Raw genomic sequence first — 13,591 nt, forward strand, 5'->3', positions numbered from 1 at the left:
GGAAAATCGGCGCAGAGTATAGCAGCGGGATCGGATTATGTCTCCCGTTTATGATAATATGCCGGAATATTCTTCAGACACTGAATTCAGACATTAAAAATTATGCTGCAAAACATTCGAATCGTGCTGGTCGAAACATCGCACACCGGCAACATGGGCTCCGTTGCCCGCGCTATGAAAACCATGGGCTTAACGAATCTCTGGCTGGTCAACCCGCTGGTAAAACCTGACTCGCAGGCTATTGCTCTGGCGGCCGGTGCCAGCGACGTGATCGGCAATGCGCAGATCGTCGACACCCTTGACGAAGCTCTGGCCGGTTGTAGCCTGGTGGTGGGGACCAGCGCGCGTTCGCGTACGCTGCCGTGGCCAATGCTCGATCCGCGTGAATGCGGCCTGAAAAGTGTCTCTGAGGCTGAACAGGCACCGGTTGCGCTGGTGTTTGGGCGCGAGCGCGTTGGCTTGACCAACGACGAGCTGCAGAAATGCCATTATCACGTGGCGATTGCGGCGAACCCGGAATACAGCTCGCTGAACCTGGCGATGGCGGTGCAGGTGATCGCCTATGAAGTGCGTATGGCTTGGCTGGCGACGCAGGAGAAAGAGGTAGAACCTAAAGAAGAGACGGCCTACCCGCTGGTAGACGATCTGGAGCGCTTTTATGGCCATCTGGAGCAGACGCTGCTCTCAACCGGTTTTATCCGTGAAGGCCATCCAGGCCAGGTGATGAACAAGCTGCGCCGTCTGTTTACCCGTGCGCGCCCGGAAAGCCAGGAGCTGAACATTCTGCGCGGGATTCTGGCGTCGATTGAGCAAAAGAATAAAGAATAGAGTCGTCTGTTCGACGGGTGGCGCTGCGCTTACCCGGCCTACAAAACCGTAGGTCGGGTAAGCGCAGCGCCACCCGACAAAAACGGCACAGAAGGTTAAATACCTGACTAAAACAGTCAAGTAAATAGTTGACCATTTTAGTCAGGAATGTCAGACTTGGCCCTGCTATGCAATACCCCATTTTACTATAAAAAACCCCGGGCAGGGGCGAGTTTGAGGTTAAGTAAGACATGAGACTGACATCTAAAGGGCGTTATGCCGTGACCGCGATGCTGGACGTTGCGCTCAACTCCGAAGCGGGCCCGGTTCCGTTGGCTGATATTTCTGAACGACAAGGGATCTCCCTCTCTTATCTGGAACAGCTGTTCTCCAGACTGCGTAAAAATGGACTGGTTTCCAGCGTTCGTGGCCCAGGCGGCGGCTATCTGCTGGGTAAAGACGCGGGCAGTATTGCAGTTGGCGAAGTGATTAGCGCAGTTGACGAATCCGTTGACGCGACCCGTTGCCAGGGTAAAGGCGGCTGTCAGGGCGGCGATAAATGCCTGACCCACGCGCTGTGGCGCGATCTGAGCGACCGTCTGACCGGCTTCCTGAACAACATCACCCTCGGTGAGCTGGTGAATAACCAGGAAGTTCTGGACGTATCAGGCCGTCAGCACAGCCAGGATTCCCAACGCAGCACCCGCGCGCAGGACGCTATCGACGTCAAACTGCGCGCGTAATAAAAAGATAAGTATTTCAGAATCAGGCCGGGGCGAGAACTCGCCCCGCGTACTCGGTCGTACATCCAGCCGGTTGCCTGATTCCTTGCATTGAAGCGATGTACGGAGTTTATAGAGCAATGAAATTACCGATTTATCTCGATTACTCCGCAACCACGCCGGTGGACCCGCGTGTTGCCGAGAAAATGATGCAGTGTCTGACCCTGGACGGAAACTTTGGTAACCCAGCTTCCCGTTCACACCGTTTTGGCTGGCATGCTGAAGAGGCGGTCGATATCGCCCGTAATCAGATTGCTGACCTGGTGGGTGCCGACCCGCGTGAGATTGTTTTCACCTCCGGTGCGACCGAATCCGACAACCTGGCGATCAAAGGTGCAGCCAACTTTTATCAGAAAAAAGGCAAGCACATCATCACCAGCAAAACCGAACACAAAGCCGTGCTGGACACCTGCCGTCAGCTGGAGCGCGAAGGGTACGAAGTGACCTATCTCGCGCCACAGAGCAACGGTATTATTGACCTCAAAGAGCTCGAAGCGGCCATGCGTGATGACACCATTCTGGTTTCCATCATGCACGTCAACAACGAAATCGGCGTGGTACAGGACATCGCGACCATCGGCGAAATGTGCCGCGCGCGCGGCATCATCTACCACGTGGATGCGACCCAGAGCGTGGGCAAACTGCCTATCGACCTGAGCCAGCTGAAAGTGGATCTGATGTCCTTCTCCGGCCACAAAATCTATGGACCGAAAGGCATCGGCGCGCTGTACGTTCGTCGTAAACCGCGTATCCGCATCGAAGCACAGATGCACGGTGGCGGTCACGAGCGCGGCATGCGTTCCGGTACGCTGCCTGTTCACCAGATCGTGGGCATGGGCGAAGCTTACCGCATTGCTAAAGAAGAGATGGAAACCGAGATGGCACGCCTGCGCACGCTGCGTAACCGTCTGTGGGACGGCGTGAAAGATATGGAAGAAGTGTATCTGAACGGCGATCTCGAGCAGGGCGCGCCGAACATCCTCAACGTCAGCTTCAACTATGTTGAAGGCGAATCGCTGATCATGGCGCTGAAAGACCTGGCCGTTTCTTCCGGTTCTGCCTGTACGTCTGCAAGCCTCGAGCCATCCTACGTGCTGCGCGCGCTGGGCATGACTGACGAGCTGGCACACAGCTCTATCCGTTTCTCTTTAGGTCGTTTCACTACCGAAGAAGAGATTGACTACACCATCAAGCTGGTTCGCAACTCCATCGGCCGTCTGCGCGACCTTTCTCCACTGTGGGAAATGTTCAAGCAGGGCGTGGATCTGAACAGCATTGAATGGTCACATCACTAATCGGTACATAAGGAGAATTCAATCATGGCATACAGCGAAAAAGTCATCGATCATTACGAAAACCCGCGCAACGTTGGCTCTTTTGACAACAGCGACGAATCTGTCGGTAGCGGCATGGTCGGTGCACCGGCGTGTGGCGACGTGATGAAGTTGCAGATTAAAGTCAACAATGAAGGTATCATTGAAGACGCGCGCTTCAAGACCTACGGCTGCGGTTCTGCTATTGCGTCCAGCTCCCTGGTGACCGAATGGGTGAAGGGCAAGTCTCTGGACGAAGCACAGGCAATCAAGAACACGGATATTGCTGAAGAACTCGAACTGCCACCGGTGAAAATTCACTGTTCCATTCTGGCAGAAGACGCGATCAAAGCCGCCATTGCGGATTACAAAAGCAAACGTGAAGCAAAATAATTGAGGTTTGAGTATGTCGATTACCCTTAGCGACAGCGCTGCCGCGCGAGTAAGCTCTTTTCTGGCGAACCGTGGTAAAGGCTTTGGCCTGCGACTGGGCGTACGTACCTCCGGCTGTTCTGGTATGGCTTACGTACTGGAGTTTGTTGATGAGCCGGCGTCTGACGACACCGTGTTTGAAGACAAAGGCGTGAAGGTGGTGGTCGATGGCAAAAGCCTGCAATTCCTCAACGGCACTCAGCTGGACTTCGTGAAAGAAGGCCTGAACGAAGGGTTCAAATTCACGAACCCGAACGTCAAAGACGAGTGTGGTTGCGGCGAAAGCTTCCACGTTTAACCGCGCGTCATCCGAAACCCCACCGTGGCTTTGTCACGCGTGGGGTTTGTTCTAACAGGCTACCCCTGAGATTGTTATGGATTACTTCACTCTCTTCGGACTACCCGCTCAATACCCGATTGATCTGCAGGCGCTGACGATCCGTTTTCAGGATCTGCAGCGTCAGTATCATCCGGATAAATTCGCCAGTGGCACGCAGTCAGAGCAACTGGCTGCGGTCTCGCACTCTGCGACCATCAACCAGGCCTGGCAGACGCTGCGCCATCCGCTGGCGCGTGCAGAATATCTGCTTTCGCTCCACGGCTTTGATCTCGCGAGCGAGCAGCACACCGTGCGCGACACGGCATTTCTGATGGAACAGCTGGAGCTTCGCGAAGAGCTCGATGAGATTGAACAGGCCAGAGACGAAGCGCGTCTGGAAAGCTTTATCACGCGCGTGAAGGGCATGTTCGATACCCGCCATCAGCAGATGGTGGAGCAACTGAACAACGAGACCTGGGACGTGGCGGCAGATACTGTGCGCAAACTCCGTTTTCTCGATAAACTGCGAAGCAGTGCTGAACAACTCGAAGAAAAGCTGCTCGATTTTTAATTTCGGAAGCAATTATGGCCTTATTACAAATTAGTGAGCCTGGCTTAAGTGCCGCACCGCACCAGCGTCGTCTGGCGGTGGGTATCGATCTGGGCACCACCAATTCCCTCGTGGCGACCGTGCGTAGCGGCCAGGCGGAAACGCTGGCTGACGAGCAGGGCCGCCATCTGCTGCCTTCCGTGGTCCACTACCAGCAGCAGGGTCACGCGGTCGGCTATGACGCACGCGCCAACGCCGCGCGCGATCCGGCCAACACCATCAGCTCCGTGAAGCGCATGATGGGCCGCTCGCTGGCCGATATCCAGACCCGCTACCCGCATCTGCCGTATCAGCTGCAGGCCAGTGAAAACGGCCTGCCGATGATCGCGACGGCGGCTGGCCTGCTGAACCCGATCCGCGTGTCCGCTGACATCCTCAAAGCGCTGGCGGCGCGCGCGACGGCGACGCTTGGCGGCGATCTGGACGGCGTGGTCATTACCGTTCCGGCCTACTTTGACGACGCACAGCGCCAGGGCACCAAAGACGCCGCGCGTCTGGCGGGGCTGCACGTGCTGCGCCTGCTGAACGAACCGACGGCGGCGGCGATTGCCTACGGCCTCGACTCCGGTCAGGAAGGGGTGATTGCGGTTTACGACCTCGGCGGCGGCACCTTTGATATCTCGATCCTGCGCTTAAGCCGCGGGGTGTTTGAAGTGCTTGCGACCGGCGGGGATTCCGCGCTGGGCGGCGATGACTTCGACCATCTGCTGGCGGATTACATCCGCCAGCAGGCGGGCATCAGCGATCGCAGCGATGCCCGCGTTCAGCGTGAACTGCTGGATGCGGCCATCGACGCCAAAATTGCGCTGAGCGATGCGCAGACCGTTACCGTAAATGTTGCGGGCTGGCAGGGTGACATCACCCGCGACCAGTTCAACGATCTGATTGCCCCGCTGGTTAAGCGTACCCTGCTGGCCTGCCGTCGCGCACTGAAAGATGCCGGCGTTGAGGCCAGCGAGGTGCTGGAAGTGGTCATGGTCGGCGGCTCCACCCGCGTACCGCTGGTGCGCGAACGCGTGGGCGAATTCTTTGGCCGCACGCCGCTCACCTCCATCGACCCGGACAAAGTGGTCGCCGTGGGCGCCGCTATCCAGGCCGATATCCTGGTCGGCAACAAGCCGGACAGCGAAATGCTGCTGCTGGACGTCATCCCGCTGTCGCTGGGGTTAGAAACCATGGGCGGCCTGGTAGAGAAAGTGATCCCGCGTAACACCACCATTCCGGTGGCGCGCGCGCAGGAGTTCACCACCTTTAAAGACGGCCAGACCGCGATGTCCATCCACGTGATGCAGGGCGAACGCGAGCTGGTGCAGGACTGCCGCTCGCTGGCGCGCTTTGCGCTGCGCGGTATTCCGGCGCTGCCTGCGGGCGGGGCGCATATTCGCGTCACCTTCCAGGTGGATGCGGACGGCCTGCTGAGCGTCACGGCGATGGAAAAATCGACCGGCGTAGAATCGTCCATCCAGGTGAAGCCGTCCTACGGCCTGACCGATGGCGAAATCGCCTCCATGATCCAGGACTCAATGAGCTACGCCGAGCAGGATGTGAAGGCGCGCATGCTGGCGGAACAGAAAGTTGAAGCCGCACGCGTGCTGGAAAGCCTGAACGGCGCGCTCGCTGCCGATGCCGCGCTGTTAAGCGCCGCTGAGCGCCAGGTGATTGACGACGCTGCCGCGCGCTTGAGCGCAGTAGCAGAAGGCAATGACGCTGACGCAATAGAAGAAGCCATTAAAAACGTTGATAAACAAACCCAGGACTTTGCTGCTCGCCGCATGGACAAATCTGTCCGCGTCGCGCTGAAAGGCCAGTCCGTGGACGAGGTTTAATATGCCAAAGATTGTAATTTTGCCTCATGCGGACCTCTGTCCGGATGGCGCTGTTCTGGAAGCGAAGACCGGTGAAACCATTCTCGATGTTGCCCTGCGCGCAGGTATCGAAGTGGAACACGCCTGTGAAAAATCCTGTGCCTGCACCACCTGCCACTGCATCGTGCGTGAAGGTTTTGACTCTCTCGCCGAGAGCACCGAAGACGAAGACGACATGCTGGATAAAGCATGGGGTCTGGAGCCAGACAGCCGCCTGAGCTGCCAGGCCGCGGTGACCGATGAAGATCTGGTCGTGGAATTCCCACGCTACACCATCAACCACGCACGCGAGCATTGATATGGGACTGAAGTGGACAGACAGCCGCGAAATCGGCGAAGCGCTCTACGATGCGAACCCGGATCTCGATCCGAAGACCGTACGATTCACCGACATGCACCAGTGGATCTGCGATTTAGAGGATTTCGACGACGATCCAAACGCATCCAATGAAAAAATTCTGGAGGCGATTCTGTTAGTCTGGTTAGATGAAGCAGAATAAATAACATAACGGGCTGCCTTCAGGCGGCCCGTTTGCTAGTTGCTAATAAGGAAAAATAAAATGACCGAAGCGATGAAGATTACGCTCTCGAATCAGCCTGCTGACGCGCGCTGGGGCGAGAAAGCCACCTACAGCATTAACAACGACGGCATTACCCTGCACCTGACGGGCAACGATGATTTGGGCCTGATCCAGCGCGCCGCGCGTAAAATTGACGGGCTGGGCATTAAACACGTCTCTCTGGAAGGCGAAGGCTGGGACACCGACCGCAGCTGGGCGTTCTGGGCAGGCTACAAAGGCCCGAAAGGCACCCGCAAAATCGAGTGGGCTAATCTTGATGAAGCCGGCCAGAAAGAGCTGGAAAGCCGCCTGAACATTATCGACTGGGTGCGCGATACCATCAACGCACCGGCGGAAGAGCTGGGGCCGGAACAGCTGGCGCAGCGCGCCGTTGACCTGCTGTGCGGCGTGGCGGGTGACAAAATGTCCTACCGCATCACCAAAGGTGAAGATCTGCGCGAGCAGAACTATATGGGTATCCACACCGTGGGCCGCGGTTCCGAGCGTCCTCCTGTATTGCTGGCGCTGGATTACAACCCAACCGGCGATAAAGCCGCGCCGGTATTTGCCTGCCTTGTCGGGAAAGGCATTACCTTCGACACCGGCGGCTACAGCCTCAAGCAGAGCGCGTTCATGGACTCCATGAAGTCCGACATGGGCGGCGCGGCGACCATTACCGGCGCGCTGGCGTTCGCTATCACCCGTGGCCTGAACAAGCGCGTGAAGCTCTACCTGTGCTGCGCCGACAACATGGTCAGCGGTAACGCCTTCAAGCTGGGCGACATCATCCGCTACCGCAACGGCAAAAACGTTGAGGTGATGAACACCGACGCGGAAGGCCGTCTGGTGCTGGCCGATGGCCTGATCGACGCCTCTGCGCAGAAGCCAGAGCTGATTATCGACATGGCGACCCTGACCGGCGCGGCGAAAACCGCCCTGGGCAACGACTACCATGCGCTGTTCAGCTTCGACGACAAGCTGGCCGCGCGTCTGCTGGCAAGCGCTGCCGCGGAGAACGAGCCGTTCTGGCGCCTGCCGCTGGCCGAATTCCACCGCAGCCAGCTGCCGTCTAACTTTGCTGAACTGAACAACACCGCGAGCGCGGCGTACCCGGCGGGGGCAAGCACCGCAGCAGGCTTCCTGTCTCACTTCGTTGAGAACTACCACGAAGGCTGGCTGCACATCGACTGCTCCGCAACGTATCGTAAAGCGGCGGTTGAGCAGTGGTCCGCGGGCGCGACCGGTCTGGGCGTGCGTACCGTGGCGAACCTGCTGACGGCTGAGTAATCTTTTTGCCGGGTGGCGCTACGCTTACCCGGCCTACAAAACCCGTAGGCCCGTGCAAGCGTAGCGCCGCCGGGCAAGTGTGAAGTAGCCAAACTATGTCAGAAACCAAAAACGAATTAGAAGCCCTGCTGGAGCAGGCGGCGACCGAACCCGCCCACCGTCCGGCATTTTTCCGCACGCTGTTGGAATCCACCGTCTGGGTGCCGGGCACCGCTGCGGAAGGTGAGCAGGTTGTCGAAGACAGCGCGCTGGATCTACTGCACTGGGAGAAGGACGACGGCACCTCGGTGATCCCGTTCTTTACCTCGCTGGAAGCGCTGCAGAAAGCGGTAGAAGACGAACAGGCGTTCGTGGTGATGCCGGTGCGCACCCTGTTTGAAATGACGCTGGGCCAGACGCTTTTCCTCAATGCGAAGCTGCCGACCGGAAAAGAGTTCACGCCGCGCGAAATCAGCCATCTGATTGGCGAAGAGGGCAACCCGCTCAGCACTCAGGAGGTCCTGGAAGGGGGCGAAACGCTGCTGCTGTCTGAAGTGGCCGAGCCGCCTGCGCAGGTGATCGATTCCCTGACCACGCTTTTCAAAACGCTCAAGCCCGTCAGGCGCGCGTTCCTCTGCTCTATCAAAGAGCGCGCGGACGAACAGCCCGTGCTGCTGATCGGTATTGAAGCCGATGGCGATATCGAGGATATCATTCAGGCGGCGGGAAGCGTGGCCACCGACACGCTGCCGGGCGATGAGCCGATTGACATCTGTCAGGTGAAGAACGGTGAGAAGGGCATCAGCCACTTTATTACCGAGCACATTACCCCGTTTTACGAGCGCCGCTGGGGCGGCTTCCTGCGCGATCTCAAAACTAACCGCATCATCTGATTACGGCGGGGTGAATATCACCCCGTTGCTTCCAGCAGCAGTAAATCCATCAGCAGCACCAGATTCGACTCAAACGACGTCACCCCCGCGGCTTCGGCGGCGAAGTGTACCGCTTCGTCATAGAGGGCAAAGTGCACGTCCGCCATTCCCGCCAGCGTATTGGCCGAGGCGCGGGTAAACGCGACGATCGTCATGCCGACGTTTTTGGCAATCCGCGCTTTATCCAGCACCTGCTCCGTTTCGCCGCTGCGCGAGACGGCAATAAACACTTCATAGCGTGCGGCATTGCTGAGAAAAATGTTCCGGCTGTCGCCCGGCCCGGAGATAAACGCCGTTTTGCCCAGCACCTGCAGTTTCTTGGTCAGATACTCGGCAAAGAGATAGGAAAACCCGGCGCCGTAGAGAAAGAAGCTCTCTTTCTGGCGCAGCAGGTCGGCAAACTGCTGGCGTTTGTCGTGGGTGACCCACTGAAAGGTTTGCTGATAGTTGGCGATAAACTGATTAAAAAGCGCCGGCAGTTCAGGACGCGACTGCCCCTGAACGGCAATGTGCGGCGTGTCGGAGAGCAACTGTTTGCAGTGCCAGATAAACTCGCTAAAACCGCTGAACCCCAGCTTCTGACACAGACGCATTATGGTGGCAGTGGATACGAACGTCGCCTGAGCCAGCTCGCGAACCGTAATCTTGCCGACCAGCAGCGGATGTTCCGTCAGGTGGGCAAGGACGCGGTACTCCGCGCGGGTCAGGGATGCCCCGCGCGTTAACAGCGTGGCCAGGCGGTTATCCATTACTTCGCCGGTTCAACCGGCAGGTCGTCACGCGCGCCCCATTCGCTCCAGGCACCGTCGTAGAGCGTAACGTCATTTACGCCGAGCGTGGCGAGCGCCAGAATAACCACGCAGGCCGTTACGCCGGAGCCGCAGCTGGCAATAACCGGACGGTGTAAATCCACGCCCGCACGGTCAAAAATAGCGCGCAGCTCGTCGGTGGTTTTCAGTTCGCCCTCAAACACCAGATCGCCCCACGGCACGTTCAGCGCGCCCGGAATATGGCCGCGCTTGAGCCCCGGACGCGGTTCGTCCGCTTCTGCATTAAAGCGTGGCGCAGGGCGAGCATCGACTATTTGGGCCGTTTTTTCATGGCTCACGACCAGCACGTCGGTCAGGCGTTTCACCACGTGAGCGTCGAAGGTGGCATCGAATTCGCCTTCCGGCAGCGTCACGTCGCCCTGCTGGAGCGGCAGCTCGTCGCGCTTCCAGCCCGCGAGGCCGCCCGCCAGAATCGAGACCTTTTCCACGCCGAAGTTTTTCAGCATCCACCACGCGCGCGGGGCCGAGAAGAGGTTACCTTCGTCATAAACAACGAGGTGTTTGTCTTTGCTGACGCCCAGCTCGCGCATCGCCACGGAAAACGCTTCCGGGCGCGGCAGCATGTGCGGTAGGGGAGAGGTGTGATCGGAGAGGGCTTCAATATCAAAAAATACCGCGCCAGGCAGGTGTCCTGCGCGGTATTCACCGGGAACATCGCGATGCTCTTGCCCCGGCGGGGCCATACGCGCGTCAATAATCTGAACTTCCGGATCGTCACCGTGCTCAATCAGCCAGTCGGCGGCGACAAAATATGAGGTGGACATGGGTTGCCTCCATTCTTTTCCGTAAAAAAGGATTGTCGGTGTTTTTTCTGACACCGACAAGCAAACCACGTTCAACTCGCGAGCAAGCCCCTATTTTTTCACCGTTTCGCCGTCCTGCCAGGCTTTTTGCAGCGCAGGCCAGTAGTCGCGGTTGGCCTCGATCATCTCATCGAGAATTGCCTTCGCGTGTTCCATGGTCGGCACGGTGCGGTTAAGGGTGAATGCCTGGAGGGCTTTCTCATAGCTCCCTTCGATAGTCGCCTCTACCAGCAGCTGTTCAGAGGCGAGCTGCTGTTGCAAAAGGGTCTGATGGAACAGCGGCACCTGGCCGATGCGAATCGGTTCCGGACCTTCGGAGGTGATATAAGCGGGGACTTCCACCACGGCATCGTAAGGCAGGTTGGTAATCGCACCGCGGTTTTCCACCATCACCAAATGGCGGCTCCGCAGGTTAAAAGCCAGCGAGCAGGCGACGTCAACGATAAATTCACCGTGGACGCCCACGTGGAAGGCATCCGGCAGAACCCCGGAGCGCTTGTACTCTTCGGCGGCGGCGAACAGCTTTTTCTCGCGCCCGTCCATCACTTCATTGGCGCGGGTATAGTCCGGGTTCTGATGCTCCACAATCTGGTTCGGCATCAGGTAATACTGCAGGTACGGGTTCGGCAGATACTCCGGGAAGTTGTCCATAATCGGCTTAATGTTGCGCCAGGTCTTCACCCAGGACGGATCGGAATGCTGCGGATCGGTTTTGGCCGCGTCTTCCGTCAGCAGGCCAAACTTCGCAATATGCTTACGCAGCTCTGGCAGCTTGTCCTCGCCGTCCACCAGCACGCGGGTAAACCAGCCGAAGTGGTTCAGACCGAAGTAGTCGACCTCCAGCTTGTGGCGATCGACACCCAGAATCGCCCCCATGTTACGCATGGCAGCCACAGGCATATCGCAAATGTTCAGCACGCGCGCGTTCGGGCGCAGGCGCCGCACCCCTTCCGCGACGATCGCCGCCGGGTTGGAGTAGTTCACGATCCAGGCCTTCTCGTGCGCGTAGCGATCCACCAGATCGATAAGCTCCACCATCGGCAGGATGGTGCGCAGACCATAAGCCAACCCGCCGGGCCCGCAGGTTTCCTGGCCTACCACGCCGTGGCGCAGCGGGATCTTCTCGTCCTGCTCGCGCATCTTATACTGGCCGACGCGCATCTGGGCGAAGACAAAATGCGCGCCGCTAAAGGCCACTTCCGGGTCGCTGGTTACGGTGAATTTGATGCTCTGACTGTGGTCGCGAATGACCTTCTCGACGACCGGCGCAATGGTGTTCTGACGCGCGTCGTCGATGTCGTAGAGGCGGATTTCAGCCAGCGGGAAATCCTGCAGGCGCATCATCAGGCTTTTCACAATACCCGGCGTGTAGGTGCTGCCGCCGCCGGCAATCGACAGAATGAATGGGGGTGTAAACATCTTTAGCTCCTTTCAGAGAAACGTCTCAACGGCTTCTCGCATTTTTTTGACGTGCAGCCCGTAGACCACCTGAACGTTGTTACCTTGTTTGATAATCCCTTTCGCGCCGGTCGCCTTCAGGCGTGGCTCGTCGATAATGGCGACGTCCTTCACCGTGACGCGCAGGCGGGTATAGCAGTTATCCACCACTTCAATATTTTCCCGACCGCCGAGACCCGCCACGATGGACTCACCCAGCCCGTCGTTGTTGCCTTTGGCCTGGTACTCCTGCTTGCTGTAGAGGCGCGTCTCCTTATCGTCATCCTCACGGCCCGGCGTCTTCATGTTGAAGCGCAGGATCAGGAAGCGGAACACCGCGAAGTAGAGGGCGAACATGATCAGCCCGACCACGATGTACATCGGCCAGTTGGACTTTTCCGTGCCGAGCGGCAGGTTGTAGAGGATGAAGTCGATAATCCCATTGGCGCCGATGGCGTGAACGCCCAGCAGCGAGAACAGCATCATGCCGATGCCGGTCAGCACCGCGTGCACAACGAACAGCAGCGGGGCGACGAACAGGAAGGAGAACTCAATCGGTTCGGTCACGCCGACCAGCAGAGAGGTGAGCGCTGCCGGGATCAGAATCGCCTTTGCCGCCGCTTTGCGCTCCGGCTTCGCGGTCATGTACATCGCCAGCGCCGCTGCAGGCAGGCCAAACATCTTGCTGATGCCGCGGGCGTCCCACACCACGGTGCTGCTGAGCTGCTTCACGTCCGGGCAGGCCATCTCGGCAAAATAGATATTGCGTGCGCCCTGATAGGTTGCGCCGCAGACCTCCTGCGTGCCGCCAAGTTCGGTATAGAGGAACGGGGTATAGACCAGATGATGCAGGCCGGTAGGCACCAGAATGCGTTCCAGGAAACCGTAGATTGCGACGCCAAACGGCCCGGAGCCTTTGATGGCCAGCGCCAGGGCGCTGATGCCGTGCTGGGCAAACGGCCACAGTTCACTCATCACCACGCCGAGCAGCATGGAGACGGGGAGCATGACGATGGCGACAAAACAGTGGCCGGAGTAAATCGCCATCGCGCCGTTAAACTGTACGCCGGAGTATTTGTTGTACAGGTAGCCGGAAAGCGCCCCGGTCAGTATCCCGGCAAAGACCCCCATTTCCAGCACCTGCACGCCCAGTACCATCGTCTGCCCGGCCGCTTTCATCTGCGCCGCTGGCGCCAGCGCGCCCTGCAGCTGTAGCGTTACGTTCATGGCGTTAATGAACACCACAAAGGTCACCAGGCCAATCAGCGCGGCATAGCCTTTATCGCGCGTCGCCAGGCCAATCGGGATGCCGACGGCAAACACCAGCGCCAGGTTGACCAGCACCGACACGGCAGATTTCGCGATAAGCTGACCAAGATGCTGGATCAGCGGATGGCCAAGAAACGGCAGATATTCCGCAAGATTACCGTTACCCAGCACGTTACCAAAGGCAATAAACAGACCGACGATCGGTAAGATCAGCACCGGTCCGTACAATGATTTTCCGAAATTTTGTAGGGCGTTCACGGCTCGTTTCATGGCTTTCTCTCTTATTGAACCGCGCACTCGGGGTGCGTCATGGTTATAAAACTAGCAGCCTTCAGACATGTTTATCCATCTATCTTATTGTTTTAA

At 58.2% G+C, this 13,591-nt stretch carries 15 protein-coding genes; 11 read left to right on the plus strand and 4 right to left on the minus strand.

Going from position 1 to position 13,591, the window contains the following annotated elements; all coding sequences use genetic code 11:
- Positions 1–102: 102 nt before the first annotated feature.
- The 11 genes from trmJ to sseB all read left to right on the plus strand — a co-directional run bounded on the left by trmJ (position 103) and on the right by sseB (position 8,847).
- Positions 103–828: a tRNA (cytosine(32)/uridine(32)-2'-O)-methyltransferase TrmJ gene (gene trmJ, locus AC3WOK_RS07205; RefSeq protein ID WP_008502159.1), complete on the plus strand. Its 726-nt coding sequence runs from the start codon at positions 103–105 to the stop codon at positions 826–828.
- Positions 829–1,058: 230 nt separating this feature from the next.
- Positions 1,059–1,550 (plus strand): Fe-S cluster assembly transcriptional regulator IscR, encoded by a 492-nt coding sequence (iscR, locus tag AC3WOK_RS07210; RefSeq protein ID WP_024908641.1) that lies wholly within the window; start codon positions 1,059–1,061, stop codon positions 1,548–1,550.
- Between the two features lie 119 nt (positions 1,551–1,669).
- Positions 1,670–2,884 (plus strand): cysteine desulfurase, encoded by a 1,215-nt coding sequence (gene iscS, locus AC3WOK_RS07215; RefSeq protein WP_008502157.1) that lies wholly within the window; start codon positions 1,670–1,672, stop codon positions 2,882–2,884.
- Between the two features lie 24 nt (positions 2,885–2,908).
- Positions 2,909–3,295 (plus strand): Fe-S cluster assembly scaffold IscU, encoded by a 387-nt coding sequence (gene iscU / locus AC3WOK_RS07220; protein WP_003860661.1) that lies wholly within the window; start codon positions 2,909–2,911, stop codon positions 3,293–3,295.
- Between the two features lie 13 nt (positions 3,296–3,308).
- Positions 3,309–3,632 carry an iron-sulfur cluster assembly protein IscA gene (gene iscA, locus AC3WOK_RS07225; RefSeq protein ID WP_003860659.1) on the plus strand — a complete coding sequence of 108 codons (324 nt, stop codon included), beginning with the start codon at positions 3,309–3,311 and terminating at the stop codon, positions 3,630–3,632.
- Positions 3,633–3,708: 76 nt separating this feature from the next.
- A complete protein-coding gene (gene hscB / locus AC3WOK_RS07230; protein ID WP_063427833.1) occupies positions 3,709–4,224 on the plus strand; it encodes a co-chaperone HscB in 516 nt (171 codons plus the stop codon).
- A gap of 14 nt (positions 4,225–4,238) precedes the next feature.
- A complete protein-coding gene (gene hscA / locus AC3WOK_RS07235; protein ID WP_492354256.1) occupies positions 4,239–6,089 on the plus strand; it encodes a Fe-S protein assembly chaperone HscA in 1,851 nt (616 codons plus the stop codon).
- A 1-nt stretch (position 6,090) separates the two neighbouring features.
- Positions 6,091–6,426, plus strand: a complete 336-nt coding sequence (gene fdx, locus AC3WOK_RS07240; RefSeq protein WP_003860652.1) for an ISC system 2Fe-2S type ferredoxin — start codon at positions 6,091–6,093, stop codon at positions 6,424–6,426.
- 1 nt (position 6,427) lies between these two features.
- Positions 6,428–6,628, plus strand: a complete 201-nt coding sequence (iscX, locus tag AC3WOK_RS07245; RefSeq protein ID WP_003860650.1) for a Fe-S cluster assembly protein IscX — start codon at positions 6,428–6,430, stop codon at positions 6,626–6,628.
- Between the two features lie 60 nt (positions 6,629–6,688).
- Positions 6,689–7,975, plus strand: coding sequence for an aminopeptidase PepB (gene pepB / locus AC3WOK_RS07250; RefSeq protein ID WP_047346762.1), 1,287 nt, complete (start codon positions 6,689–6,691; stop codon positions 7,973–7,975).
- 95 nt (positions 7,976–8,070) lie between these two features.
- On the plus strand, positions 8,071–8,847 hold the full coding sequence (gene sseB / locus AC3WOK_RS07255) for an enhanced serine sensitivity protein SseB (protein WP_059312121.1): 777 nt from the start codon (positions 8,071–8,073) through the stop codon (positions 8,845–8,847).
- 17 nt (positions 8,848–8,864) lie between these two features.
- Here sseB and AC3WOK_RS07260 read toward each other — a convergent pair whose 3' ends face one another.
- The 4 genes from AC3WOK_RS07260 to AC3WOK_RS07275 all read right to left on the minus strand — a co-directional run bounded on the left by AC3WOK_RS07260 (position 8,865) and on the right by AC3WOK_RS07275 (position 13,495).
- Positions 8,865–9,635, minus strand: a complete 771-nt coding sequence (locus AC3WOK_RS07260) for a MurR/RpiR family transcriptional regulator (RefSeq protein WP_063427837.1) — start codon at positions 9,633–9,635, stop codon at positions 8,865–8,867.
- Positions 9,635–10,480 carry a 3-mercaptopyruvate sulfurtransferase gene (sseA, locus tag AC3WOK_RS07265; RefSeq protein WP_063427840.1) on the minus strand — a complete coding sequence of 282 codons (846 nt, stop codon included), beginning with the start codon at positions 10,478–10,480 and terminating at the stop codon, positions 9,635–9,637. Before sseA ends, AC3WOK_RS07260 begins: the two co-directional genes overlap by 1 nt.
- Positions 10,481–10,570: 90 nt before the next feature.
- Positions 10,571–11,938, minus strand: coding sequence for a 6-phospho-alpha-glucosidase (locus AC3WOK_RS07270; protein ID WP_252000738.1), 1,368 nt, complete (start codon positions 11,936–11,938; stop codon positions 10,571–10,573).
- Positions 11,939–11,950: 12 nt separating this feature from the next.
- Complete coding sequence (locus tag AC3WOK_RS07275) at positions 11,951–13,495, minus strand: PTS transporter subunit EIIC (protein WP_059312117.1); 1,545 nt, start codon at positions 13,493–13,495, stop codon at positions 11,951–11,953.
- Positions 13,496–13,591 lie beyond the last annotated feature (96 nt).

This window comes from Enterobacter sp. FW301-JW81, from assembly GCF_058788735.1.

What these genes read in the sequence shown, in the direction of transcription:
- AC3WOK_RS07270 (WP_252000738.1), bottom strand. Translation starts at nt 11,938, where the DNA reads ATGTTTACACCCCCATTCATTCTGTCGATTGCCGGCGGCGGCAGCACC.
- fdx (WP_003860652.1), top strand. Translation starts at nt 6,091, where the DNA reads ATGCCAAAGATTGTAATTTTGCCTCATGCGGACCTCTGTCCGGATGGC.
- iscU (WP_003860661.1), top strand. Translation starts at nt 2,909, where the DNA reads ATGGCATACAGCGAAAAAGTCATCGATCATTACGAAAACCCGCGCAAC.
- sseB (WP_059312121.1), top strand. Translation starts at nt 8,071, where the DNA reads ATGTCAGAAACCAAAAACGAATTAGAAGCCCTGCTGGAGCAGGCGGCG.
- AC3WOK_RS07275 (WP_059312117.1), bottom strand. Translation starts at nt 13,495, where the DNA reads ATGAAACGAGCCGTGAACGCCCTACAAAATTTCGGAAAATCATTGTAC.
- hscB (WP_063427833.1), top strand. Translation starts at nt 3,709, where the DNA reads ATGGATTACTTCACTCTCTTCGGACTACCCGCTCAATACCCGATTGAT.
- pepB (WP_047346762.1), top strand. Translation starts at nt 6,689, where the DNA reads ATGACCGAAGCGATGAAGATTACGCTCTCGAATCAGCCTGCTGACGCG.
- iscX (WP_003860650.1), top strand. Translation starts at nt 6,428, where the DNA reads ATGGGACTGAAGTGGACAGACAGCCGCGAAATCGGCGAAGCGCTCTAC.
- iscR (WP_024908641.1), top strand. Translation starts at nt 1,059, where the DNA reads ATGAGACTGACATCTAAAGGGCGTTATGCCGTGACCGCGATGCTGGAC.
- iscS (WP_008502157.1), top strand. Translation starts at nt 1,670, where the DNA reads ATGAAATTACCGATTTATCTCGATTACTCCGCAACCACGCCGGTGGAC.
- AC3WOK_RS07260 (WP_063427837.1), bottom strand. Translation starts at nt 9,635, where the DNA reads ATGGATAACCGCCTGGCCACGCTGTTAACGCGCGGGGCATCCCTGACC.
- trmJ (WP_008502159.1), top strand. Translation starts at nt 103, where the DNA reads ATGCTGCAAAACATTCGAATCGTGCTGGTCGAAACATCGCACACCGGC.
- iscA (WP_003860659.1), top strand. Translation starts at nt 3,309, where the DNA reads ATGTCGATTACCCTTAGCGACAGCGCTGCCGCGCGAGTAAGCTCTTTT.
- hscA (WP_492354256.1), top strand. Translation starts at nt 4,239, where the DNA reads ATGGCCTTATTACAAATTAGTGAGCCTGGCTTAAGTGCCGCACCGCAC.
- sseA (WP_063427840.1), bottom strand. Translation starts at nt 10,480, where the DNA reads ATGTCCACCTCATATTTTGTCGCCGCCGACTGGCTGATTGAGCACGGT.